Genomic DNA, 24813 nt, shown 5'->3' on the forward strand with positions numbered 1-24813 from the left:
TGAAAAATGAAAATGAATATTTTCCGTGAAAATCCCCTGAAGAGATTGAATGCCTGATCTTAACGCTCTGTTTTAACCGGTTTTATTCAAGCCGTTTCTTATTTCGTCGAGAAAAATTTGCGGTAAAAAATAATTAATATAAGTACGCCGATCGTAATGTAAGAATCGGCCAGATTGAAAACCGGGCGGAAAAATTCAAAATAGGTGTTGCCCCAGAAGGGAATCCACTCGGGTAACCAACCGCGATACAGAGGGAAGTACAACATGTCTACCACTCGTCCGTGCAGGAAAGAGGAGTAGCCTCCTTCGCTCGGGAAGAGGGTTGCCACTTGGGAAAAACTTTCATTAAAGATCATACCGTAAAACATGCTGTCGATGATGTTGCCTATGGCTCCGCAAAAGATCAAAGCAAAAGAAAAAACGACCCCTTGAGGGGCTTTTTGTTTCATTAGATGACGAATATACCAACCGATACCGATTACGGCAACGATACGAAAGATACTTAATACGGTTTTTCCCCATTTACCTCCTCCCAACTCCATTCCGAAAGCCATCCCATTGTTCTCGACGAAAAGAATCTTGAACCAGTTTCCGAAAACGTTGAACGAGTCACCGAGCTGCATATGTGTTTTAACCCAGATTTTGACAACTTGATCGATGATCAGCAATAGGATAATAAACAGTATTAATTTCTTCTGACTTGTCATTTTTTCATTTGAATTTGATATTGAAATTGAAAAAACCAAGTGAAGAAATCAGGTTCCTTCACTTTTTATTTTTCAATATGAATTTCCGGTGTGCTTAGGAGTCTTGTCCCATTTTCGCATCCATACTAAGTGTCGCATGAGGAACAGCGCGTAATCTTTCCTTTGAAATCAACTTTCCTGTTACCCGGCAGATACCGTAAGTTTTATTTTCTATGCGTACCAATGCAGCCTCCAGATGAGCAATAAATTTTGCTTGTCTTTGAGCTAAACGCCCGGCTTCCTCCTTGGAGAGTACGGAGGCTCCTTCTTCCAAAACCTTAAAGGTCGGAGAGGTATCGGCTATATCGTTTCCATCGCTGCCAGAGATTACGGCCTTTAGAACGTCGTAATCTTTTTTAGCCTTTTCGAGTTTCTCGAGAATTAATTCTTTAAATTCCTGTAACTCTTCATCCGAATATCTTGTCTTTTCTGACATAGTAATAAAGTTTTTGTCTAAGTTAATAAAAAATTCCCTGATGGCTCTCCATTGCGGTAAAATATCCACTTTTACTCTATTTACGAGCGAGAGGTTACATCCGTTGAATTTTTATGAATGTACGGATATCGTCAATTTCGATTGCCTGAACATCTTCTCCGGCTGATTCCGTTAATGTTATGTTTTCTGCCAGTACCTGACTGGAAATATAATCTTTGAAATGCAATACGGCATCGTTGATTTGTTCGTGTTTCCCGATTTGCAAGTCGATTTTGTCTGTTACATTAAAATTACTGTCTTTCCGGAGGTTTTGAATCCGGTTGATCAGTTCGCGGGCAATTCCCTCTTCCTTCAGCTCTTGCGTCAGATTTACGTCCAAAGCAACAGTCAGACGACCCTCGTTGGCTACTAACCATCCCGGAATATCTTCTGAAAGAATTTCTACATCTTCCAATGTTAATTCAACGGCTGTTTCTCCCACTTGTAAAGAAAAAGAGCCCTGTTTTTCGAAATTGTAGATGTCACTTTGTGTCATGGCCCCTACTAAAGCCGAAATTTGTTTCATGTACTTCCCGTATTTCGGTCCCAGGGTTTTAAAATTCGGTTTGATTTTCTTGATTAAGATACCGGCCGTATCCGTGATGTATTCGATCTCTTTTACGTTCACTTCCGAGAGTATGATATTTTTTACGGCCTCCAGCTGGGCTGTCATCTCTCCATTTAAGATGGGAATCAATAATTTACCTAACGGTTGTCTTACCCGGATTTGGACTTTTCTTCTTAAACCCAAGACCATGGAGGAGATTTGCTGTGCCATCTCCATTCGCTCTTCCAGTTGTTTGTCGATCATACTCGGATCAGCGATCGGGAAGGTTGCCAAATGTACGTTCGTTTGATAACGGCCTGTAGCTTGATTCAGATCGGCAAAAAGACGGTCCATGTAAAATGGAGCTATCGGGGCCGACAGCAAGGCTACCGTTTCGAGACAGGTATAAAGCGTCTGGTAAGCGGAAATCTTATCTTTCGTATAATCGCCTCCCCAATAGCGTTTCCGGGATAAACGGACATACCAATTGGAAAGATTTTCAATCACAAAATCCTGTATGGCCCGTCCGGCTCGCGTCGGCTCGTATTTCTCGTATGCCTCCGTCACCTCCTGGATTAACGTGTTCAATAGAGATAAAATCCAGCGATCGATTTCGGGACGTTCGTTAAGATCTATATCCGTTTCCGCGTAAGTGAATTCATCAATGTTGGCGTACAAGGCAAAAAAGCTGTACGTGTTGTATAAAGTCCCGAAGAATTTCCGTTTCACTTCCTCTACTCCGGTAATATCGAATTTCAGATTATCCCACGGCTGGGAGTTGGTGATCATATACCAACGTAAAGCATCTGATCCCTGTTTTTCAATGGTTGCGAACGGGTCGACTGCGTTGCCCAAACGTTTGGACATCTTGTTGCCCTTGGCATCCAGTACCAGTCCGTTTGAAATGATATTCTTAAAGGCCACGGAGTCAAATACCATCGTGGCAATGGCGTGTAATGTGAAAAACCAGCCCCGCGTTTGATCTACTCCTTCGGCAATAAAATCTGCCGGAAACCGATAGCGGTTATCGATGGCCTCCCGATTTTCAAAAGGGTAATGCAATTGGGCATAAGGCATGGCTCCGGAATCAAACCAGACGTCGATCAGGTCTTTTTCCCGGAACATTCGTTGTCCTGTCGGAGAAACCAGTATAATCTCATCTACGTAAGGACGATGAAGATCAATTTTATCGTAATTAGCATCGGAGTAATCACCGGGAATAAAATCCTTAAATGGATTTTCTTTCATAAAACCGGCTTGGATAGCGCGTTCGATCTCCTCTATTAACTCTTTCACGGAGCCGATGCATATCTGCTCTGTTCCGTCTTCGCTAATCCATATGGGAAGGGGAGTTCCCCAATAACGAGATCTGGATAAATTCCAGTCTACGAGGTTCTCCAACCATTTCCCGAATCTTCCTTCTCCTGTGCTGGCGGGTTTCCAATTGATGGTTTTATTCAATTCGATCATCCGTTCTTTTACAGCTGTCGTTTTGATAAACCATGAATCCAAAGGATAGTAGAGTACCGGTTTATCCGTACGCCAGCAGTGCGGATAATTATGCTCGTGCTTTTCAACTTTAAATGCTTTGTTCTCCCGTTTGAGCATGACGGATAGATCGATGTCTAATGTGGTATCGTCTTCCGAAAGATTGGGATCATAGGCATTTTTTACAAAACGTCCGGCGTAATTGCTGTATGATGTAACATCAATGTTATTTTTGATAAAGTCAGGATCTATTTCGTCAAGGAGAAAAAGTTTCCCCTGTTTGTCTACCATGGGTTGTCTGTTTCCCTCTTTGTCTATGAGCAACATTGGAGAGATGCCGGAAATTTTAGCTACCCGGTCGTCATCGGCACCGAAAGTAGGGGCGATATGTACTATCCCCGTGCCGTCTTCGGTCGTCACGTAATCCCCCAGAATAACCCGGAAAGCGTCTCCTAACGGCTTCATCCACGGTATTAATTGTTCGTAACGTATTCCTTCCAAATCCGGTCCCTTAAATCGGTTTACGATTCGGTAAGGAATTAATTTGTCACCTTCTTTATACTCTTCCAAAGCGATAGATTCCGCTTTTTTATTAAAAAAGCTGTTGAACCGCTCTTCGGCTATTATGACCGTGATCGGCTGGAAAGTATACGGGTTGTATGTTTTTATTTCAAGATAAGTTATATTTGGTCCGACAGCCAAGGCCGTGTTTGAAGGTAATGTCCATGGAGTTGTCGTCCAGGCAAGGAAATAGACCTGATCACTATGAGCGAATAGTTTTTCGGATTTCGCATCGCGAACGACCTTAAACTGGGCGACACAGGTGGTATCCTTAACGTCGCGGTAACAACCGGGCTGATTTAATTCATGCGTGCTTAACCCTGTTCCAGCGGCCGGAGAGTAGGGCTGGATCGTGTATCCTTTATAGAGCAATCCTTTTTCATACAATTGCTTCAATAGATACCATAAAGTTTCGATATAGCGGTTATCATAGGTGATATACGGGTTGTGCATGTCTACCCAGTACCCCATCTTTTGGGTCAAATCTTCCCATTCGCGGGTATATTTCATCACGTCTTCCCGGCAAGCTTTGTTATAGTCTGCCACGGAGATCGTTTTGCCGATGTTTTCTTTAGTGATGCCGAGCTTTTTCTCGACGCCCAATTCGACGGGTAAACCGTGGGTATCCCATCCGGCTTTACGCTCCACGTAAAAGCCCTGTAAGGTTTTGTAACGGCAGACTACATCCTTGATCGTTCTCGCCATTACATGGTGAATGCCAGGCATGCCGTTGGCGGAAGGAGGCCCTTCGTAAAAAACGAAAGAGGGATTTCCTTCGCGGGTTTTCAGACTTTCCTCAAATGTTTTGTTTTCTTCCCACTCCTTCAGTACTTCCTGATTGATCCGGGAGAGATCCAAACTTTTATATTCATGGAATTTTTTGTCCATTTTGGTCACTGATTTTTATAGTTATTGTTCGCATCTGAAAAATCAAGTTGCAAATATATCATTTTCTTAGGAAAGAAAAACAGACTTTTCTCTCTTTCTTGTATAAAAATGGGATTTGATAGAATACTATTCTTCTATTTTTGAGCGTTTTCGTCAACGGGAGCTACTCCTTCCGGTTGAAATTCGAATAATAATGTGGGTAATTGCTTATCCGTATTTTTCCCGAATTGAACGATCGGTCGGAAGTATTCCGGGTAATATTTTGCCGCAAGTGGATAGATCGTGACATAGCCGTGACGGAACCATCTGTCTATAATCACGTGAGTGATGCCCTCTTTTTTAAAGTTATTGAAAATAACTTCGGGTTTTCCGTACTGAGGGAAGGAAACCGCTTTTCTTCCGGATGAAAACAGATAGAAGAGTTCCGGTTTCCGACAAGCAATACGAGCCTCTTCCGGTAAGTTCTTTTTACACCATTGAATGGCATATACGTATTCGATGAAGGCTTCCGGGGCAATCCGTTCGTTCCAGACTTTAAAGGTAGCCAGTTTCCGTTGTGTTTCCAATGCTTGAGAATATTTTGGAAACATAAAAAATACGATGAACAGGACGAGTGCTCCTGTCGGGATGAATTCCCTGTATTTGTACTTGAAATTAGGGTAGGATGATAAAAGATAGGCGACAAAAGAGATACATCCGTTGAGAAAAAGAAAAATCAATAAAGGGATGATTCCGATCATATAACGGTGTCCGGCATACTGTTCCGGCCAGAAAAGTAGAACCGCCATGGTAATTCCTAAATAGAGGGATAATAGTAACCTGTATTTTTTCAATCGGCTTAATCCGAAAATAATTAAAGCGATGACACAAAAACCCCGGACCCATCCCATGGAGTTCGTTGTTTGACGGTCGTAATCAAATGGCCAGATGGCGGAAGGAATCCATTTCACGGAATAACTGGTTATGTTGTTTTGAATCCTGGTGGCCCAATCGGAGAATGTCGTCATCTGTTCACCTTTGGGCTTTTTCCTGAAATCATTGAGGTAATCGCTATGCACGACCCCGTGACTTCGGTTGCGTATGTCCCATCCGATTTTGGAACAAGAGAAAGACCCGACTAAAATAAGAAGAATCAATACGTTGCTTATTACGCGTCGTTTGTTTGTTTTTGTCAGATAGGGATTTTCGTCTTGTCGTTTTTCGCGGATATAGGTAATGGCGCGTTGAATGCAAATAATCGTGAAATAGATCATGAATGCCAGAATGATAGAAGCTCCCATCGTTCTGACAAAATAGATATAGTTCAAACATACGATCAGCAGGATAAATAACAGGATTTGGGATTTGGGCCTTTCTCCTCCGAAGAGATTATCGGTATGAACCAAACTGAGCAGGTACAGGGCGGCTATCGACAGGCAGGTAAATAGCATTTCGCTCATGACGATGGTCGAATAGCGTAGGAGTTCGGGTTGCATACAGCAAAGTAAGCAGGTTCCCAAAGCCAGAAGGATGGAGTCGGATATTTTCCGTATGAATAGAAATAGGAATAAAATGGCGAAGAAAAAGAGAACTCCGTTAGCCATCTTTAAAGAAACATAAGAGTGAAAAACGGATAACACGGTAGCCGTGAACAACGGATAACCGGGAGGGAAGTGGGTATGCGGACTTTCTTCAAAACCCATAATGTTGGTATATCCTTTTCCTTCGGCAAGTGCTTTCCCCAAGGCGTAGTAATAGACGTTATCTCCGTTTAGGTCCGGTTTGTAATCGAAAATTTTTCCGTAATTAAAAGCAAAAACGATACCGATCAGGCAGATGCATAGATAAGTCTGTACTTTTGTATTGATTTTGTTGAGAACACTTGTCATGATGTTTTTGATTTTAATTGTGTAAGACAAATTGTGCCGTGATGCGGCTTCGCTGTTCAACCAGGATGGGCTGCCGACCGATGATTTCCTGTATGCAATTTTCTGTGTAATGTCGAATGGTAATCAGTTTTACGTCCCGATTGTACAATACCTCGTACTCTTTTTGCAGTTCTTTGATAAAATCGGTAAGGATCGCCTCGTGGTTATCGATGCAGAACGAGAAGCTGATGGCCGAATTTTGCATCAGGTTCAGCTTTAATTTGTATTTTGCCAGGATCCCGAAAATCTGACTTAATTTCTCTTCGGCAATGAAGGAGAAATCTCGTGGTGTAAGAGTCAGTAAGAGCTGATTCTCTTTGTTGATGTATATAGGCGGAAGGCTCAGCCGTTCTTCCAGTTCTTGAATAACGGTTCCTTCTGTACCCGGGAACAGAAAAGATTTCACGTAGAGAGGTATCTGCTTGTTTTGTATGGGTTTAATGGTCTTGGGATGAATTACTTTTGCTCCGAAGTGGGATAGTTCGATAGCCTCTTTGTAAGACATCCGATGTATGACTTCGGCTTGCGCGTACTCTTTCGGGTCCGCGTTCATGACGCCTGGAACGTCTTTCCAGATGGTGACATTTTCCGCATCCAGAAGATTGGCTAATAATGCGGCCGTGTAATCGGATCCTTCCCGTCCCAAGGTCGTCGTTTGATTGATTTTTGTTCCGGCGATAAATCCTTGGGTTACGTATAGGGAAGTTGTCGAAAAGGTGAAAGTTTCTTTACAGAACTTTTCCGAAAGTGTTAAATCGATATTGGCATTCCGGTAATTTTGATCCGATTTTAGGACTTTCCGAATGTCGATGAATTGATTTTTTAATCCTGCCGTTTGTAAATAATCGGAAACGATAGTAGTGGAAAGAAGCTCTCCGAAACAGATGATCCGGTCGTACTCGTAGTCGTAACATAGGGAGGATTCTTCGGATAACATGTTTTGAAGAGCAGTGAACCATTTTTCCATGTGCCTGTATACCGGATCATCTGTCGGGAATAGTTGATTGACGATCTCCTGATGGTATTTTTTCAACTCATTCAAAACAACCCATAGTTGTGGATCTTTGTGAAAATAGGCATTGCACAAAACTTCCAGGTGATTTGTCGTTTTTCCCATCGCCGATACGACCACAATCAAATTTTCCCTTTGTTCTTGTATAATGGAAGCTAAGTTCCGAACTCCTTCTGCATCTTTTACGGAAGCACCACCGAATTTGAATATTTTCATTCATCAAAAAATTAGTTCGAGACAAAAATAATAAAATAGGCAATAAACTGGGTAAACTTTTTAAATTAAAGATTATAACCTATATTTGCAGAAAATTAAAAACACAGAACCATGATAATGCATAAAGTTACAACTTTAAATCAATTTATCGTTGAAAGACAGGCCGAAATACCCGGGGCTACCGGTGAATTTTCAAGACTTTTGCACCATATAGGAATTGCTGCAAAAAAAGTACATAGAGAAGTAAATAAAGCCGGATTAGTGGATATTCTGGGAAAGGTCGGTAGTATGAATGTGCAGGGGGAGGATCAGCAGAAGCTGGATGTATATGCCGATACGACCTTTATGGATGAATTGCGTGCAAGTGGTGAGTGTTGTGGTGTAGCAACGGAAGAGAATCAGGATATCGTTATTTTTGAAGAGGGATTATGCCGGGATGCCAAATACATTATCTGTATGGACCCTTTGGACGGTTCTTCCAATATCGATGTAAATGTGTCGGTAGGGACTATTTTTTCTATTTACAAAAGGAAATCTCCTTTAGGAGAACCTCCTATGATTGAGGATTTCTTGCAACCGGGAACGGAACAGATTGCGGCCGGTTATGTTATTTACGGATCTTCAACCATGATGGTGTATAGTTCCGGAAATGGCGTGAACGGTTTCACGCTGGATACTTCTATCGGGGAATTTTGTTTGTCTCATCCGAATATGCAAACACCGGAAAGCGGGAAAATTTATTCTATCAATGAAGGGAACTACGTGAATTTTCCAGTCGGAGTGAAGAAATTTATCAAATATTGTCAGGAAAAAGACGATGCGACGAAACGTCCGTATACCTCCCGTTATATCGGTTCTTTAGTAGCTGATTTTCATAGAAATATGTTGAAGGGAGGCATTTTCTTGTACCCGCAAACGAGTTCTCATCCGACGGGGAAATTAAGACTGTTGTACGAATGTAACCCGATTGCTTTTATTGCGGAACAGTCGGGAGGAATGGCGATAGACGGTGAAAGAAGGATATTGGAAATTCAGCCGGAAGCCATACATCAAAGAGTGCCTTTGTATACCGGATCAAAGAATATGGTATTGAAGGCTCGGGAGTTTCTGACATTTTTTAATCATATCTAAAAATTGTAATAGATTCGAATGGATGATCCTTAAAGAATCATCCATTCGGTTTTAAAGATAAATAGCAGTATTTTTATGGTAACAAAACAATTAATAGATCCGAAAAGCATCGTTGTTGTCGGCGGATCGGATGATATTCATAAACCGGGAGGCGCTGTCTTGAGAAATCTGCAGGATGGAAACTTCAAAGGAGAGCTTTATGTGGTAAATCCTAAAATGGATGAAGTACAGGGTGTTAAATCTTATAAGGATGTGAGGGATCTTCCTGTGGTGGATTGTGCGATTTTGGCTATTGCCGCCAAATATTGTCCTGCTGCCGTAGAAGTATTGGCAAAACAGAAAAATACCCGGGCTTTTATCATTTTGTCCGCCGGTTTTCATGAAGAGAACGAAGAGGGAGCGAAATTGGAAAAACAGATTGTTGATACCATCGATTCCGTGGGGGGTGCGTTGATCGGACCGAATTGTATCGGTGTATTGACGAATCATTATAGTGGAGTTTTCACCCAACCGATTCCTAAATTGGATCCTCGAGGGGTAGATTTGATTTCCGGATCAGGGGCAACGGCTTTGTTTATTATGGATACGGGAATGCAGAAAGGTATTAAATTTAATAGTACCTATTCTGTGGGTAATTCCGCTCAAATGGGTATAGAGGAGATTTTAGAATATATGGACGAATCTTTTGACCCGCAGACCAGCTCGCGGGTCAAATTACTGTACGTGGAGAGCATTGATAAACCTGAGAAATTATTGAAACATGCTTCTTCATTGATTCGGAAGGGATGTCGTATTGCGGCTATTAAATCCGGCGGGTCTGCTGCCGGAAGCCGTGCCGCTTCTTCTCATACCGGTGCTATGGCCAGTCCTGATGTTGCCGTAGAGGCTTTATTTAAGAAGGCCGGTATCGTGCGTTGTAACGGTAGGGATGAGTTGATGACGGTTGCCGGAATATTTATGCATCCTGAGTTAAAAGGGAAAAATATGGCGGTCGTAACGCATGCCGGGGGACCGGCCGTGATGTTAACGGATGCACTTTCTAATGGGGGTATGGATGTTCCGCGTATCGAGGGCGAAAAGGCACGGGAACTGTTGACGAAATTGTTCCCGGGCTCATCGGTAGGAAATCCGATCGATTTTCTGGCGACAGGTACGGCCGAACAATTAGGGTATATTCTGGACGCTTGTGATCGCGATTTCGATCAGGTCGACGGGATGGCTGTTATTTTCGGAAGTCCGGGATTATTTCCTGTTTTCGATGTATACGATGTGCTGAACGAGAAAATGAAGAGTAGCAAAAAGCCGATATTCCCCATCTTCCCTTCTTCCAAGATCGTGAAAGACGAGATTGATGCTTTCGTGGCCAAAGGGCGGGTCTATTTTCCGGACGAAGTTCTTTTCGGAAACGCGTTATGTAAGATCATGAAGACGCCTGCTCCTCAGCCTGAGCATTTTGAGATGCCTGATATGGACGTGAAGAAGATTCGGGAGGTCGTTGATCGGGCTTCCAATGGCTATTTGGCCCCTGAAGATATACATCGATTGTTGGATGCGGCAGGTGTCGCCCGCGCGAAGGAGGGTGTTTCCGATAAAGAAGAGGAGATTGTGAAACTGGCCAAAGAGATCGGATTCCCCTTGGTAATGAAGGTTGTAGGTCCGGTACATAAATCCGACGTGGGAGGAGTGGTGCTTAACGTGAAAGACGAAGAGACCGTTCGACGTGAATTTAAGCGGATGATGCAGATTAAGGATACCTATGCGATCATGCTTGCCCAACAATTGCGCGGGACGGAGGTGTTTATCGGTGCCAAACGCGACGATAAATTCGGCCATATGGTGCTTTGCGGTTTGGGTGGTATTTTTATTGAAGTATTGAAAGATGTGAATGCCGGATTGGCTCCTATCTCGAAGAAGGAAGCACAGACTATGATACAGGGTTTGAAATCCTATAAGATTATTCAGGGTGTCCGCGGACAAGAGCCGGTAAATGAAGATAAATTTGCCGAAACGGTTATGCGGATATCTGCATTGGTTAAAGTGGCACCCGAAATTTTTGAGATGGACCTGAATCCGTTGTTAGGGAATAAAGAAGGGGTTGTGGCCGTGGATGCCCGTATCCGGATCGAAAAATAAGTTCTTTTTGAAGCCTGGTAAAATTTGCAGGACAGGAAAAGAGAATGATCATCGTATTAGGAGTATTGCTTATGGCGGTACTCCTAAGTTTTGGTTGCGTTGGCCGGGCATTCGGAAGGGGGGGCTGCCCTTTTTTGGAAAAAGAGAGCTCTTCCGACTCCGTGAGAGAAAAGAGAGCGGATTGATCTTAATAACTGAATATAATTTATATGGGGTTTTGTTTGGTGTGTACGAAACCATTATGGAGTAAAATGAAAAAGAAAGACATTATTTTTATAGGGTGCGTGGTCATTTGTTTACTTCCCTTTTTCGTATCGGAAGACGTATACTCTTTTTATAAGACGTTCAATGCGGAGCATGGTATGATCATGAGTTTTCTGAAGTTTGCGATTTTATCGACTTTAGGAGAGTGTATAGGATTGAGAATCAGCGCAGGCGTGTATAATCGAAAAGGTTTCGGGATATTGCCTCGGGCTTTTGTATGGGGTATATTGGGTATGGGTATAAGTATGGCGATGACGATATTTGCCAATGGTGTGCCTGCTTTTCTGACGACGATGGGAATGACCGATGCGATGAGCGTTATGGGTGCTTCTCTCTCGTGGCCAAAGGTGTTTGTGGCTTTTTGCATATCCGTGGCAATGAATACTATTTTTGCTCCTGTGTTTATGACTCTGCACAAAATAACGGATACTCATATTATCAATAACGGAGGAACTTTACGCGGATTTTTTACTCCCATTCCCATGGGAGAGATCATGGCCAATTTAAATTGGCGGGTACAATGGAATTTTGTGTTTAAAAAGACGATACCCTTTTTCTGGTATCCCGCTCATACCATAACTTTTTTGTTGCCGGGAGACATGCGCGTGCTTTTTGCTGCTTTGTTGGGTGTCGCCTTAGGGGTTCTGTTGGCCATAGCGACGCATAAAAAGTAAAGTCCTGTTAAACCTTTCATATTTTCCATCGTATAGTTTAAGGAACAAAGCATTTACTTAAACAAAAAGATATGGAAAGAAAAGATACAGGAAAAAGCAGTAAGCAAAAAAGTACACAGAAAGAAAATGAGGCTTTACGTTTAACAGCGGATTTGGAAGGCAATTATCTGTTGGAAGAACGGGTTTCCGATTTGAAGTGGTTAGGGATATTTTATGCCCCGACAGGAGGAAGTGTACACCGTGTCGCTAAGATCTTAAAGCGAAAAATAGGTGCTAAGCGGGTGGAGATGTTTTATATTTCGGAGATTCCGGCGACGAGGTTGTTGGATTACAAGAACATCATCATCGTGTGTTCTTCTTTGGGGCGCAGTACTTGGGAACGGGAACAACGGGACCAGTGGGCCAAATTTTTTCCGGCCATGCGGAAGCTTTCTTTACGTGACCGCCGGGTGGCCTTGGTCGGTTTGGGAGATCACGTAACCTATCCTGCTAATTTTGTAGACGGCATGGGATACATGGCCGAGTTGGTAACCCAATTAGGGGCTGAATTGGTCGGAAAAACTTCAACGGACGGGTATGTTTTCAGCGGTTCGGCAGCAATTGTGGATAATCTTTTTGTCGGCTTGCCTTTGGATGAAGATTACGAATCCGAAAAGACCGAACCCCGCTTGGATAAATGGCTCTCCTTGGTGTTGCCTGAATTTGAAGATATTTAATTATCATGGAGGATATTCGATACATGAAAAGAGATTGCTCGTCATCGGCAGTCTCTTTTGTTTTTATGAAGTACGTTCCTATGCTATATGAGACAAGAAATGTATATGGATTTAGCGATTCGTTATCAATTTAATCGCATAAAGGAAATTTGATTGAAAACGATAAAAATCCACGATAGAAAAATGGCTTCTGAATGGGCTGCCTTCGGGGGCGGGGGGAGGGGGGAAAGAGAGGTGTCGGGCCGGGAAAGTAAAAATAGCATTTGTGTTTGAATTTAATTTTTTTACTTCGATTAAATGACTATATTTGCACCGCCTATCGAGAATAGGCAGTAATTCAATTATTTAAATTTGACTAAATGGCAACTAAAATTAGATTAGCAAGACACGGTCGTAAAGGCAGACCATTCTATCATGTAGTGATAGCAGACAGTAGAGCTCCGCGTGACGGAAAATACATCGAAAGAATCGGTTCCTATAATCCGATGACCAATCCCGCTACGATCGATTTGAATTTCGAGAGAGCGTTATATTGGATGAATGTAGGAGCTCAACCGACAGATACGGTGAGAAGTATTCTTTCTTATGAAGGAGTTTTGTTGAAAAAACACTTGTTGGAAGGAGTGAAAAAAGGTGCTTTCGATGAGGCTGTTGCCGAAGCGAAGTTCGAAGCATGGAAGAAAGAGAAAGTAGCCAAGATCCAATCCAAGATCAATCGTTTGGCCGACGAGTCAGAAAGTGCTTACAAGGCACGTGTAGAAGCTGAAGCTAAAGTAAAAGAAGCTCGGGCAGAGTTGATCGCTAAAAAACAAGCTGAGATTGCTGCTGCCAAAGCAGAGGCTGAAGCCGCTGCCAGAGCAGAGGTCGAAACGGCTGCTACTGAGGCTGCGGAAGCTGCAGAGACGCAGGCAGAGACTGAAACTCCCGTTGCAGAATAAGGTTTGCGATGATCAAAAAGGAAGATTGTATAAAGATTGGTGAGGTTGGCAAAACGCATAGTTTGCAAGGTGCTGTTGTTGTTTATTCTGATAACGATCTTCTCGAACAATACAAGGAAGAACCGGTGTTTATTCTTTTGGAAGGAGCACCGGTTCCCTTTTTTGTAGCCAAAGACGGATTGATGAAGAGAAATCATTCGTCCTATATCATCAAATTTGATTATGTCGATTCAAAGGCTCAGGCCGATCGTCTGACCGGGAAAGAGCTTTTGATGGATAAAGATTTAGTGGGGGAGGAAGAGGAGGAAGATTTACCTTTTGAACTTTCCGAATTAATAGGATTCTCCGTTCAGGATATACTTACGCGAGAATCCGGCGAAGTGGTCGATGTGGCCAATTATTCCGGTAATATGCTCTTGTCTATTCGAATCTTCTCGAAAGAGATTTTACTTCCGCTTTCCGAAAGATACGTGAAAGAAATCTCGGAAAACGAACAACTTCTTCGAGTGGAAATACCGGAAGAGATTAAAGAATTATACTAAATCTTTCGAAGCGATTGTTCCATTCTACGTTTCATTTGTCGAATATTGGATCTTAACGTTTGCATGATAGGTTTATTGTAAAATTATCTGTAGTTTATAATGAATTTATATTTTGGAAATTTTTTCCACATTTTATAAAATATCATATTATTGATATTCAGTATTGTATGTTGATATTATGGAAAACTTTTTATTGATGTTAGTAAAAATATTTTTCCAAGAAGTTTTTTTTATTTAGTTTTGTTTGATCGGAAGTGAATATAAAAAAAGACTTATTATATAAAATGGAAAAAACGACTACTCTGATTAAAAAGCAAAAAGAAACCGTGGAACAGAAAAAGGTTTATACGCAGGAAGAAGCTTACTCGAGCTCTCTTGATTATTTTAAGGGAGATGAATTGGCAGCGAGGGTCTGGGTTAGCAAATACGCTTTAAAAGACTCTTATGGGAATATCTTCGAGTTGAATCCGAACGATATGCATCGTCGGTTGGCATCTGAAATAGCCCGAATAGAAAGAAGATATTCGAATCCGTTAAGCGAGGAAGAAATCTTTGAGGTGTTGAAAGATTTCAAGTACATTGTACCTCAAGGCGGACCGATGACAGGTATTGGTAATGAGTTTCAGATTGCCTCTTTATCCAATTGCTTCGTTATCGGGAATGAAGGTCCTTCCGATTCTTATGGAGGAGTCATGAAGATTGATCAGGAACAGGTACAACTGATGAAACGAAGGGGAGGAGTAGGACACGATTTGTCTCATATCCGCCCGAAGGGATCGCCGGTTAAAAATTCGGCTTTAACTTCAACCGGAATCGTTCCTTTTATGGAGCGTTATTCCAACTCGACCCGGGAGGTGGCACAAGACGGCCGTCGAGGGGCTTTGATGTTGAGTGTATCTATCAATCATCCGGATTCGGAAAGTTTTATAGACGCTAAAATGACGGAAGGTAAAGTGACCGGAGCCAATATTTCCGTGAAGATTGACGATGAATTTATGCAGGCTGTCGTAGAAGAGCGGGAGTATGTTCAAAAATATCCGGTTTACTCCGAACACCCGAAAAATATAAAACAGATCAGTGCTGTTAAATTATGGAATAAAATCGTCTATAACGCCTGGAAGTCGGCTGAACCGGGTATTTTATTCTGGGATACGATTATTCGGGAGAGTGTACCCGATTGTTATGCCGATCTGGGTTATCGTACCGTTTCCACGAATCCTTGCGGTGAGATACCGTTATGTCCTTATGACTCTTGTCGGTTGTTGGCGATTAATCTCTATTCATACGTAAAAGATCCTTTTACTCCGGACGCTTCGTTTGACTATGAGCTGTTTGACAAACACGTGGGAATCGCTCAGCGTATCATGGACGATATTATCGATCTGGAATTGGAGAAAATAGATGCTATCCTGGATAAGATCGACAGCGATCCGGAGGAGGAAGAGGTGAAAGGTGTTGAAGTACGGTTATGGCATAAAATTAAACAGAAAGCGAAAGAGGGAAGACGTACCGGAGTAGGCATTACGGCGGAAGGAGATATGTTGGCGGCATTGGGACTACGTTACGGAAGCGATGAGGCTATTGATTTCTCCGTGGATGTGCATAAAAGATTAGCGATTGCGGCGTACGGTTCTTCTGTCGATATGGCTCGCGAGAGAGGTGCTTTTAAGATTTTTGATGCCGAAAGAGAGAAAAATAATCCGTTTATCTTGCGTTTGAAGGAGGCTGCTCCCGAGATGTATGAAGAGATGCTAAAATACGGTCGGCGGAATATTGCCTGTCTCACGATTGCTCCCACGGGAACGACCAGTCTGATGACACAAACCACCTCCGGAATCGAACCGGTTTTTTTGCCGGTATATAAACGGAGAAGGAAAGTGAATCCTAACGATAAGGATGTACACATCGATTTCACGGATGAAACGGGAGATTGTTTCGAAGAGTTTATCGTGTTCCACCATAAATTTATGGTTTGGATGGAGAAAAACGGGTATGATATTCATAAACGTTATACCAACGAAGAGATTGATGCCATGGTGGCTGAATCTCCTTATTACAGAGCAACCTCCAATGATATTGACTGGGTCGCCAAGGTCCGGATGCAGGGACGTGTCCAGAAGTGGGTGGACCATTCGATCAGTGTAACCGTAAACTTACCGGCTGATGTGACGGAAGAGTTGGTAGGTCAACTTTACATTGAGGCATGGAAAAGTGGGTGTAAGGGATGTACGGTTTACCGGGACGGTTCTCGTTCGGGCGTGTTGGTAGCCAATAAAGAGAAAAAGCAGGAGACCGGAAGTATGCCTTCGAAGCGTCCGAAAGAGTTGGATGCAGAAATCGTTCGTTTCCAGAATAATAAAGAAAAATGGATTGCTTTTATCGGATTGTACGAGGGAAAACCCTATGAGATCTTTACGGGTATTGCCGACGACGAAGAGGGAATCATGCTGCCGAAAGCTGTGACGGACGGTAAGATCGTGAAAAATGTGGATGAGGATGGAAATAGCCGTTACGACTTCCAGTTTTCCAATAAACGGGGGTTTAAAACAACAGTGGAAGGATTATCCTATAAATTTAACAAAGAGTATTGGAACTATGCTAAACTGATCTCCGGCGTTTTGCGTTACGGAATGCCTATCACTCAGATCGTGGAGTTAGTAGCTGCCATGGAGTTTGATAATGAAAATATCAATACTTGGAAAAACGGAGTGGAACGCGCATTGAGGAAATTTATTCCGGATGGAACGGAGGCTACAGGGTCTGTTTGCGAAAATTGCGGTTCGAAATCGATTGTTTATCAAGAAGGATGCCTGATCTGCAAGGTTTGCGGATCCTCTAAATGCGGTTGATGCTGTTATTTTTTTTGATATAAAAGTGAAAGAAGCTGTTCGATAAATGAATCCGGACAGCTTCTTTACTATTTTTTGTATTACTTTTGTGGTAAGGATTCTAAGTAATTAAGGGTTGATCATGAAGGTTCATTACGGTGTTGAAAATATAGAAATAAATCGTCCGGTTCTCACGATCGGTAGTTTTGATGGGGTACATTTAGGGCATTTAAGTGTGATCGAGCATTTGAAAGAAAAAGCCCGGCAAATGGGAGGGGAGTCTGTGATCATAAGTTTTGAACCTCATCCGCGGGAGGTTCTCTATCCCATGGAAAAGAAACCGGGGATATTAACGACCTTACCGGAGAAGATTTCTATTTTAGAGCGTTGTGGCATTGATCACTTGATTATCCTTGAGTTTACCCGGGAGTTATCCGAACTGTCTTATGCCGAATTCGTAGAGTTGATTTTAATCGGTAGGATCGGTATAAAAGCTCTCGTGGTGGGGTATGATCATCGATTTGGAAAAGATCGAACCGGGAATTTTGAAAATTTGCAGCAGCTGTCTCGAAAATATCATTTTTTACTGGAACAGGAAAAAGTGTTTGTAACGGAACACGTGAACGTAAGTTCTACGAAAATTCGTAATGCCTTGGCCATTGGAGACATCAGACAGGTGAATCTATTTTTGGGTTATCCTTATTCCGTTACGGGGGAGGTGATTGAAGGGCACCGGTTAGGGAGGAAATTAGGGTTCCCCACGGCTAATTTGCAGGTAGATAATGAACGGAAATTATTACCGGCGAATGGAGTATACGTCGTGCGCGTGAAAGTCGGCGAAGAGGTTTATTCCGGGATGTTAAATATAGGGATTCGTCCTACCGTCAGCAATGACGGAAGAACTTCTCTTGAGGTTCATCTGTTTGATTTTGCACGAGATATATACCGTCAGGTGTTAACGGTAGACTTTGTAGCCCGGCTTCGCGGGGAACAGAAATTTGACGGGGTGGATGAATTGAAGGAACAGTTGGAAAGGGATAAGAAGGAGGCTGTCCGTTTACTGCAAGAGGGCCATTCCCGATAACCGTTTGCTTTTCAGGAATGGCCTATTGATAAAAATAGCAGTAATTTTTAGAACCTGTATTGTATCATCGTATTGATACGGTTTGCATTACCATACTCTTTGTTGAAGTCATTGCGACGTCCGTACACGTATTCTATACCGCAACTTCCATACTCTGAAAAATCCCAAAATAAATTGGCTGCGGCATATTGAGCGTATTTATATGATGTGCTTGGCATTCCGTATTGTTCCAGTACCCTGGCATAACTATACATGATGTTTGAGGAGAGTTTCTCATTCCATTGATGGGTGAAGCCGGCAAAGCCTCCCCAGGCGTTGAATGCTTTTAAACGGGAGTCGTCCGTCTCACTTGGAACCAGATCCAGACCTGTGCCGGAAAGATCCTGAATGTAGTTGGAAATGCCTTTTCCGTAAACCCCCTGAAAGTTGAAAGAGGTATTTTTTGCCAATTGCCAGATACCGCTTAAGGCAACTCCCCAACCGGTTACGATTTCGTCTTTATCTTTTGCCGTATTTTTATAGTACATGTTTCTTAGTATTCCTCCCGCCTGCAAGTGACTGCCGTCTTTGAAAGTGTATTTTACAGTTAAAGGGATATCCGGAATTCTTTGATGAATATATTCTGTGAATTTGGCCTCCGTGTAAGAGGGTTCCACGTACTCTATGGCTAAAGAAGCTTGTAAGTTTTGCGTGAAATCGTAGGTATAACGGATTTGAGGTTGGCGTAATGCGATTTCGCTCGAAGGACCTTCTTCGTCTATCGTCGCGGGGCCTGCAGAGATATCGCAGAAAGTACTCCAGGTTTTACCGATCGTAAATCCTTTGAATTTAATAAAAGCTTGTCTTAAAATAGGAGTATTGTTCTCCCCTTCAAATTCCATTTCCATATAGGTCACTAAACGACCGACTTCAGTATCTCCGACTAACTTGAAAAATAGACGGGATTGACCTATTGTAATGCCGTAACGTCCGCCTGCTTGTTGTCCTTTAAGAGCGATGGAATTCGTTGTGAAATAGTTATCGTTGGGAACTCCGTTAAAATCATATAATCCTTGCACCTGAACGAAGCCGCCTACACCGAAAACGAAATTTTTGTTTTTATTGAAAAAAACAAATCGCGGGGAGGCAGGATCATTGAAAGAGAGAGGAAAAGCTTCCTTCATCATTTTGTAAAAGTTATCCGCATCATTTTTGGCCGATACGGAAGTTACGTTGACCTGTGCGCGAGTTTCGGAATAGCTACCGCATATTACGGCGATCAACAATAGAAAAATCCATTTTCTCATAGCATTACAATTATTAGGTTATTATAAATTTCTAATAGAATATCATAGAGCTATATACGACGTGAAAAATTGAAAGTTGAGAGGGGGGGAGTTAAAAGAAACGAAGCCCGTAATATAAAAAGATAAAAGGACTCAAATTGTTTGTATTTTATAAAAAGGACGTTTATGAACCTTGGCGGAGGATGGAGACAAAAAAATCGCTATCCGATAAGACAGCGATTTTCAGTATATGGTTCTTTACAAATTTACAAGGTAATTTGATTTAATAATTGCTTTATATCCGTTTTGGCTTTCAGTATATCGAAGAGACGGTCGATGGCAACCCGCTCCTGTTCCATGGTATCCCGATAACGGATCGTGACGGCATTATCCTCTAATGTTTGATGATCGACGGTAATACAGAACGGAGTACCGATGGCGTCTTGCCGACGGTAACGTTTCCCGATAGAGTCTTTTTCGTCGTATTGACACCTGAAATCTAAGCGTAAAAGTTTCATGATCTCCTCTGCTTTTTCCGGCAGACCGTCTTTCTTCACTAATGGCATGACGGCTAATTTTATAGGTGCTAAGGCTGCCGGTAATTTGAGGACGACCCTGGAATCTTTCGAACCGTCTTCTTTACTGATCTCCTCTTCGTGATAAGCGGCCGAAAGGACTTGTAAAAACATCCGGTCTACTCCGATAGAGGTTTCAACCACGTAAGGAACGTAAGATTCATTTAATTCGGGATCGAAGTATTGTATCTTTTTGCCTGAAAACTCCTGATGACGTTTTAAGTCGAAATCGGTACGGGAATGAATCCCTTCCACCTCTTTAAAGCCGAAGGGGAAACGGTATTCAATGTCTGTGGCTGCATTCGCGTAATGGGCTAATTTCTCGTGGTCGTGAAAACGATAATTTTCTGCACCGAAACCCAATGATTGATGCCAGCTCATCCGGGTTGTTTTCCATTTTTTAAACCACTCTAACTCGGAGCCCGGCCGTACAAAGAACTGCATTTCCATTTGTTCGAATTCCCGCATACGGAAGATGAATTGCCGTGCCACGATTTCATTCCGGAAGGCTTTTCCGATCTGGGCAATACCGAAAGGTATTTTCATCCTTCCGGTTTTTTGTACGTTTAAAAAGTTTACAAATATCCCCTGGGCTGTTTCCGGGCGAAGATAGATTTTACTTGCTCCTTCTGCTGTCGAACCCATTTCGGTAGAGAACATCAGATTGAATTGACGAACTTCCGTCCAGTTACAAGTCCCTGAAATAGGACATACGATTTTATTGTCAATGATGATTTGCCGTAATTCTGTCAGATCATTGTCATTTAGGGCTTTAGACATTCTTGCTGTCAATTCCTCTTTTTTTCGGAGAGTCTCCGATATTTGCGGATTGGTTTGTCTGAAGAGATGCTCGTCGAAACTCTCTCCAAATCTTTTTCTGGCTTTGGCAACGTCTTTTTCGATCTTGTCTTCGTACTTGGCAATATGCTCTTCGATTAATACATCCGCCCGGTATCTCTTTTTGGAATCTTTATTATCAATCAGAGGATCGTTGAAGGCATCTACATGCCCGGAAGCTTTCCATATGGTCGGATGCATAAAAATGGCAGAATCCAAACCTACTACGTTCTCGTGTAGCAATACCATAGAATCCCACCAGTATTTTTTTATGTTGTTTTTTAACTCCACACCGTATTGCCCGTAGTCGTATACAGCCCCTAACCCATCGTATATTTCGGAAGATGGAAACACATACCCGTATTCTTTACAATGTGCGACCAATTTTTTAAATACATCTTCTTGTGCCATATTATTTAAGAATTATGATTTATAAATCATTAAAAATACGAATCAATTATCTCCGCCGATCTCTTTTATTGCCTCGGTTACATTGATAGCATAATCCCCGATTTTTTCACATTCGAAGAAAATGTCGCTATAGATAATACCTGTAGCGTAATCGTATTTTTTCTCTTCGATTGCCGTGAGGTGTTCCTGTTGTAAAATCGTTCGGTAATCATTGATAGTTTGTTCTACTTCGTAAGCTTTTTTGGCCTTTACTTCCTTATACTCCGTAGCCAGATTAGCACACATAACAACCAAAGCTTCGTCCACGATATCGAGCATGTGTTGTAACTTCTCGTCTATGAAATCCGGAAAAGTGATGTTTTGACTGTTTCTTCGCCCGATGGCTTTGGCTATATTCAAGGAAGAGTCGGCAATGCTTTCTATCTCGGAAACAATACGGAACATGGCCCGGACACGCTGGGAATTCTCGGTAGAAAGCTTGGATTCCGAAACCTTGGTCAGGTAATCGGCGATCTCGACCTCCACCAAATCACTTTCATCTTCTAATTTATCGATCTTATTGAATTTTTTCTCGAAATCTTTCGTCGGAGTATGTAAGCATTCCACGACGAGCCGGTACATATCCAAGGTATTGTTTCCATAGTGGGTGATCTCCTGTTTCGCTTGGAAGAGAGAAGCATCCGGAGTAGAGAGTAAACCGATTTTGATGTGTTTCAAGGTAAATGCGTCATCTGCCGTCTCTTTCGATTTGATGATGCGGGTAACCAGTCGGGCAATCACTTTTGTGAAACCGATAAGAATAACGACGTTAGCTACATTGAAGCAGGTGTGAAACAAAGAGAGGGCAATGGGAACAGATCCGATATTGGTAAAAGGATCGCCGATCCCGAGGTGTTCGCTAAGTCCCGCAACCCATCTTAGGAAAAAAGGAAAGATGGCAAGGACCCAGATGACTCCGAATACATTAAACAGGAAATGGGCGAAAGCCGCTCTTTTGGCCGTCGTGTTAGCTATCATGGCAGCCAGGTTGGCGGTAATAGTCGTTCCGATGTTTTCGCCTAATACCATGGAGGCGGCAATATCGAAGCCGATCCAGCCGTTGGCGCACATCACCAGGGTTAGAGCCATGGTGGCTGAGGAGGATTGGATAAGGATGGTTAAAGCCGTTCCGATCAGCATAAATAGAATATAGGAACCGTATCCTAAATCCGTGTAATTGTGTAAAAAGTTTAGAATCTCCGGGTTTTCGTGGATGTTAGGCATCGATTTTTGTAAGAAATCCAACCCGATAAATAGTAATCCGAATCCGATAATTAACTCTCCCCAGCTTTTTCGAATCCGTTTGGCTGAAAAGAGTAAAGGCAGACTAAGTCCGATTAAAGGGAGGGAGAGGCTGACCATACTGACCTTAAATCCGAGGATGGAGATTAACCAGGCAGTAAAGGTGGTCCCCACGTTGGCACCCATAATGACCCCTATGGAACCTACTAAGTTTAATAGTCCCGCGTTCACGAAACTGACAACCATAACGGTAGTCGCCGAGGAACTCTGGATAATAGTCGTAATTAATAGTCCGGTGATGACACCTTTGACCCGGTTGGAAGTCATGGCTGCCAGTATGTGTCTCATCTTGTCACCCGCGACCTTTTGTAGGGCCTCGCTCATCATCTTCATTCCGAAGAGAAACACTCCCAGCGATCCGATTAACTGGAGAAAATCAAGAATGGAATAATTCATAAATATACTTTTCCTAACAAAAATAAAATTTGCGACGGTAAAGGTATATAAAGTAAATAAAAAAAGCCCCTATTGCTATCCCTTTTTTGTTTTTGACCGATTAAATCCTGTGAAATTGTATTAATACTTCCTATTATGTCGTAACGGGATAATAAAAAACCGCTCGAATTTTCGAGCGGTTTTTTATGGTCATATGCATGTTTTTACATCATTCCGGGCATTCCTCCGCCCATGGGAGGCATTGCCGGTGCTTCTTCTTTCTTTTCTTCAACTAACACACATTCGGTTGTTAAGAACATTCCGGCGATAGAAGCCGCGTTTTCCAAGGCGACACGGGCAACTTTCTTCGGATCGATCACTCCGGCTTCCAACAGGTTCTGGTATTCGTCGATACGTGCGTTATATCCGAAATCTTTTTTGCCTTCTTTTATGCGATTAACGACAACAGCTCCTTCTACTCCCGCGTTGTGGGCAATTTGACGAAGCGGTTCTTCAATGGCGCGTTTGATGATTTCTATACCTGTGGTCTCGTCTTCGTTATCACCTTTTAAGCCGTTCAAGGCTTCAATGGCACGGATATAAGCAACGCCCCCTCCCGGAACGATTCCTTCTTCAATGGCAGCACGGGTTGCGCTTAACGCATCGTCGACCCGGTCTTTTTTCTCTTTCATTTCCATTTCAGAAGCGGCTCCGACATAAAGAACGGCTACTCCGCCGGCTAATTTGGCTAATCTTTCTTGTAATTTTTCTTTATCGTAATCGGAAGTCGAATTCTCGATCATCTTTTTGATTTGATTTACTCGTTCGACGATGGCTTCTTTTTTGCCGGCTCCGTTTACGATGGTTGTATTCTCTTTGTCAATGGTCACTTTTTCAGCTCTACCCAACATGTCGATAGTCGTGCTTTCCAATTTCAATCCTTTCTCTTCGGAGATAACAACACCACCGGTTAGGATGGCTAAGTCTTCCAACATCTCTTTTCTGCGGTCTCCGAAACCGGGGGCTTTAACAGCGGCAATCTTCAACGAACCTCTCAAGCGGTTCACCACTAATGTTGCCAGAGCTTCGCTTTCCACGTCTTCGGCTACGATCAATAAAGCACGACCTGATTGAGCTACCGGTTCCAGAACTGGAAGCAACTCTTTCATAGTGGAGACTTTTTTATCGTATAGCAAGATATAAGGATTATCAAATTCGACTTGCATTTTTTCCGTGTCGGTTACAAAATAGGGAGATATATATCCCCGGTCGAATTGCATTCCTTCTACTACTTTTACCTCGGTTTCGATCCCTTTCGCTTCTTCCACGGTGATAACTCCCTCTTTGGTTACTTTTTTCATGGCTTCGGCGATCAAAGAACCGATCGTGTCGTCTCCATTAGCGGAGATACGGGCTACCTGACGAATTTTTTCGTAGTTTTCTCCTACCTCCTCTTTTTGTGCTTCCAAACTCTTAACTACGGTTATAACTGCTTTGTCGATTCCTCTTTTCAGATCCATCGGATTAGCTCCGGCTGTAACGTTCTTAAGACCTACGTTAATGATTGATTGGGCTAAAATGGTTGCGGTGGTGGTTCCGTCCCCCGCATCATCTCCCGTTTTGGAAGCGACTTCTTTTACCATTTGGGCTCCAAGGTTTGCGTAGGGATCCGATAATTCAATTTCTTTTGCCACGGAAACCCCGTCTTTCGTGATATGAGGAGCTCCGAATTTTCTCTCGATTACAACATTACGACCTTTCGGGCCGAGGGTTACTTTTACTGCATCTGCCAACTCGTCAACGCCCTTTTTCAGTAAGTCGCGGGCTTCCATATTGAATTTTATCTCTTTTGCCATAAC

The 24813-nt window shown here is 42.6% G+C and carries 17 protein-coding genes; 8 read left to right on the forward strand and 9 right to left on the reverse strand.

Features of this window, described 5'->3' with window-relative positions; genetic code table 11:
• Nucleotides 1-98: 98 nt before the first annotated feature.
• The 5 genes from PGR74_RS04150 to PGR74_RS04170 form a co-directional block, all read right to left on the reverse strand.
• Nucleotides 99-707 carry a lipoprotein signal peptidase gene (locus PGR74_RS04150; protein ID WP_041503328.1) on the reverse strand — a complete coding sequence of 203 codons (609 nt, stop codon included), beginning with the start codon at nucleotides 705-707 and terminating at the stop codon, nucleotides 99-101.
• Between the two features lie 94 nt (nucleotides 708-801).
• Nucleotides 802-1182 (reverse strand): TraR/DksA family transcriptional regulator, encoded by a 381-nt coding sequence (locus PGR74_RS04155; RefSeq protein WP_041503329.1) that lies wholly within the window; start codon nucleotides 1180-1182, stop codon nucleotides 802-804.
• 94 nt (nucleotides 1183-1276) lie between these two features.
• Complete coding sequence (ileS, locus tag PGR74_RS04160; protein WP_041503330.1) at nucleotides 1277-4705, reverse strand: isoleucine--tRNA ligase; 3429 nt, start codon at nucleotides 4703-4705, stop codon at nucleotides 1277-1279.
• A 134-nt stretch (nucleotides 4706-4839) separates the two neighbouring features.
• Entirely contained in the window at nucleotides 4840-6573 is a 1734-nt protein-coding gene (locus tag PGR74_RS04165) for a hypothetical protein (RefSeq protein ID WP_270516766.1), read from the reverse strand.
• 13 nt (nucleotides 6574-6586) lie between these two features.
• Entirely contained in the window at nucleotides 6587-7840 is a 1254-nt protein-coding gene (locus tag PGR74_RS04170) for an aspartate kinase (RefSeq protein WP_041503332.1), read from the reverse strand.
• A 111-nt stretch (nucleotides 7841-7951) separates the two neighbouring features.
• On the opposite strand from PGR74_RS04170, the gene fbp reads away from it, so the two are divergent.
• The 8 genes from fbp to PGR74_RS04210 all read left to right on the forward strand — a co-directional run bounded on the left by fbp (nucleotide 7952) and on the right by PGR74_RS04210 (nucleotide 18150).
• Nucleotides 7952-8971, forward strand: a complete 1020-nt coding sequence (fbp, locus tag PGR74_RS04175; protein ID WP_200889850.1) for a class 1 fructose-bisphosphatase — start codon at nucleotides 7952-7954, stop codon at nucleotides 8969-8971.
• 75 nt (nucleotides 8972-9046) lie between these two features.
• Nucleotides 9047-11104 (forward strand): acetate--CoA ligase family protein, encoded by a 2058-nt coding sequence (locus PGR74_RS04180; RefSeq protein WP_270516767.1) that lies wholly within the window; start codon nucleotides 9047-9049, stop codon nucleotides 11102-11104.
• A gap of 251 nt (nucleotides 11105-11355) precedes the next feature.
• Entirely contained in the window at nucleotides 11356-12042 is a 687-nt protein-coding gene (locus PGR74_RS04185) for a hypothetical protein (RefSeq protein ID WP_041503335.1), read from the forward strand.
• 71 nt (nucleotides 12043-12113) lie between these two features.
• Complete coding sequence (locus PGR74_RS04190) at nucleotides 12114-12758, forward strand: flavodoxin domain-containing protein (RefSeq protein ID WP_041503336.1); 645 nt, start codon at nucleotides 12114-12116, stop codon at nucleotides 12756-12758.
• Nucleotides 12759-13117: 359 nt separating this feature from the next.
• Nucleotides 13118-13696 carry a 30S ribosomal protein S16 gene (locus PGR74_RS04195; protein ID WP_041503337.1) on the forward strand — a complete coding sequence of 193 codons (579 nt, stop codon included), beginning with the start codon at nucleotides 13118-13120 and terminating at the stop codon, nucleotides 13694-13696.
• Between the two features lie 8 nt (nucleotides 13697-13704).
• Nucleotides 13705-14238 carry a ribosome maturation factor RimM gene (rimM, locus tag PGR74_RS04200; protein ID WP_041503338.1) on the forward strand — a complete coding sequence of 178 codons (534 nt, stop codon included), beginning with the start codon at nucleotides 13705-13707 and terminating at the stop codon, nucleotides 14236-14238.
• A 284-nt stretch (nucleotides 14239-14522) separates the two neighbouring features.
• Complete coding sequence (locus PGR74_RS04205) at nucleotides 14523-17087, forward strand: adenosylcobalamin-dependent ribonucleoside-diphosphate reductase (protein ID WP_052634568.1); 2565 nt, start codon at nucleotides 14523-14525, stop codon at nucleotides 17085-17087.
• Nucleotides 17088-17208: 121 nt separating this feature from the next.
• Nucleotides 17209-18150: a bifunctional riboflavin kinase/FAD synthetase gene (locus PGR74_RS04210; RefSeq protein ID WP_041503339.1), complete on the forward strand. Its 942-nt coding sequence runs from the start codon at nucleotides 17209-17211 to the stop codon at nucleotides 18148-18150.
• A 47-nt stretch (nucleotides 18151-18197) separates the two neighbouring features.
• Here PGR74_RS04210 and PGR74_RS04215 read toward each other — a convergent pair whose 3' ends face one another.
• The 4 genes from PGR74_RS04215 to groL form a co-directional block, all read right to left on the reverse strand.
• On the reverse strand, nucleotides 18198-19436 hold the full coding sequence (locus PGR74_RS04215; protein WP_041503340.1) for a DcaP family trimeric outer membrane transporter: 1239 nt from the start codon (nucleotides 19434-19436) through the stop codon (nucleotides 18198-18200).
• A gap of 245 nt (nucleotides 19437-19681) precedes the next feature.
• A complete protein-coding gene (locus tag PGR74_RS04220; protein ID WP_110688487.1) occupies nucleotides 19682-21238 on the reverse strand; it encodes a glycine--tRNA ligase in 1557 nt (518 codons plus the stop codon).
• 42 nt (nucleotides 21239-21280) lie between these two features.
• Nucleotides 21281-22975, reverse strand: a complete 1695-nt coding sequence (locus PGR74_RS04225) for a Na/Pi cotransporter family protein (protein ID WP_041503342.1) — start codon at nucleotides 22973-22975, stop codon at nucleotides 21281-21283.
• Between the two features lie 203 nt (nucleotides 22976-23178).
• On the reverse strand, nucleotides 23179-24810 hold the full coding sequence (groL, locus tag PGR74_RS04230) for a chaperonin GroEL (RefSeq protein ID WP_270516768.1): 1632 nt from the start codon (nucleotides 24808-24810) through the stop codon (nucleotides 23179-23181).
• Nucleotides 24811-24813: the final 3 nt, after the last annotated feature.

The sequence above is a fragment of the Sanguibacteroides sp. AM78-02pH3A genome (genome assembly GCF_027666085.1).
In the GTDB taxonomy this organism is placed as follows: domain Bacteria; phylum Bacteroidota; class Bacteroidia; order Bacteroidales; family Marinifilaceae; genus Gabonibacter; species Gabonibacter massiliensis.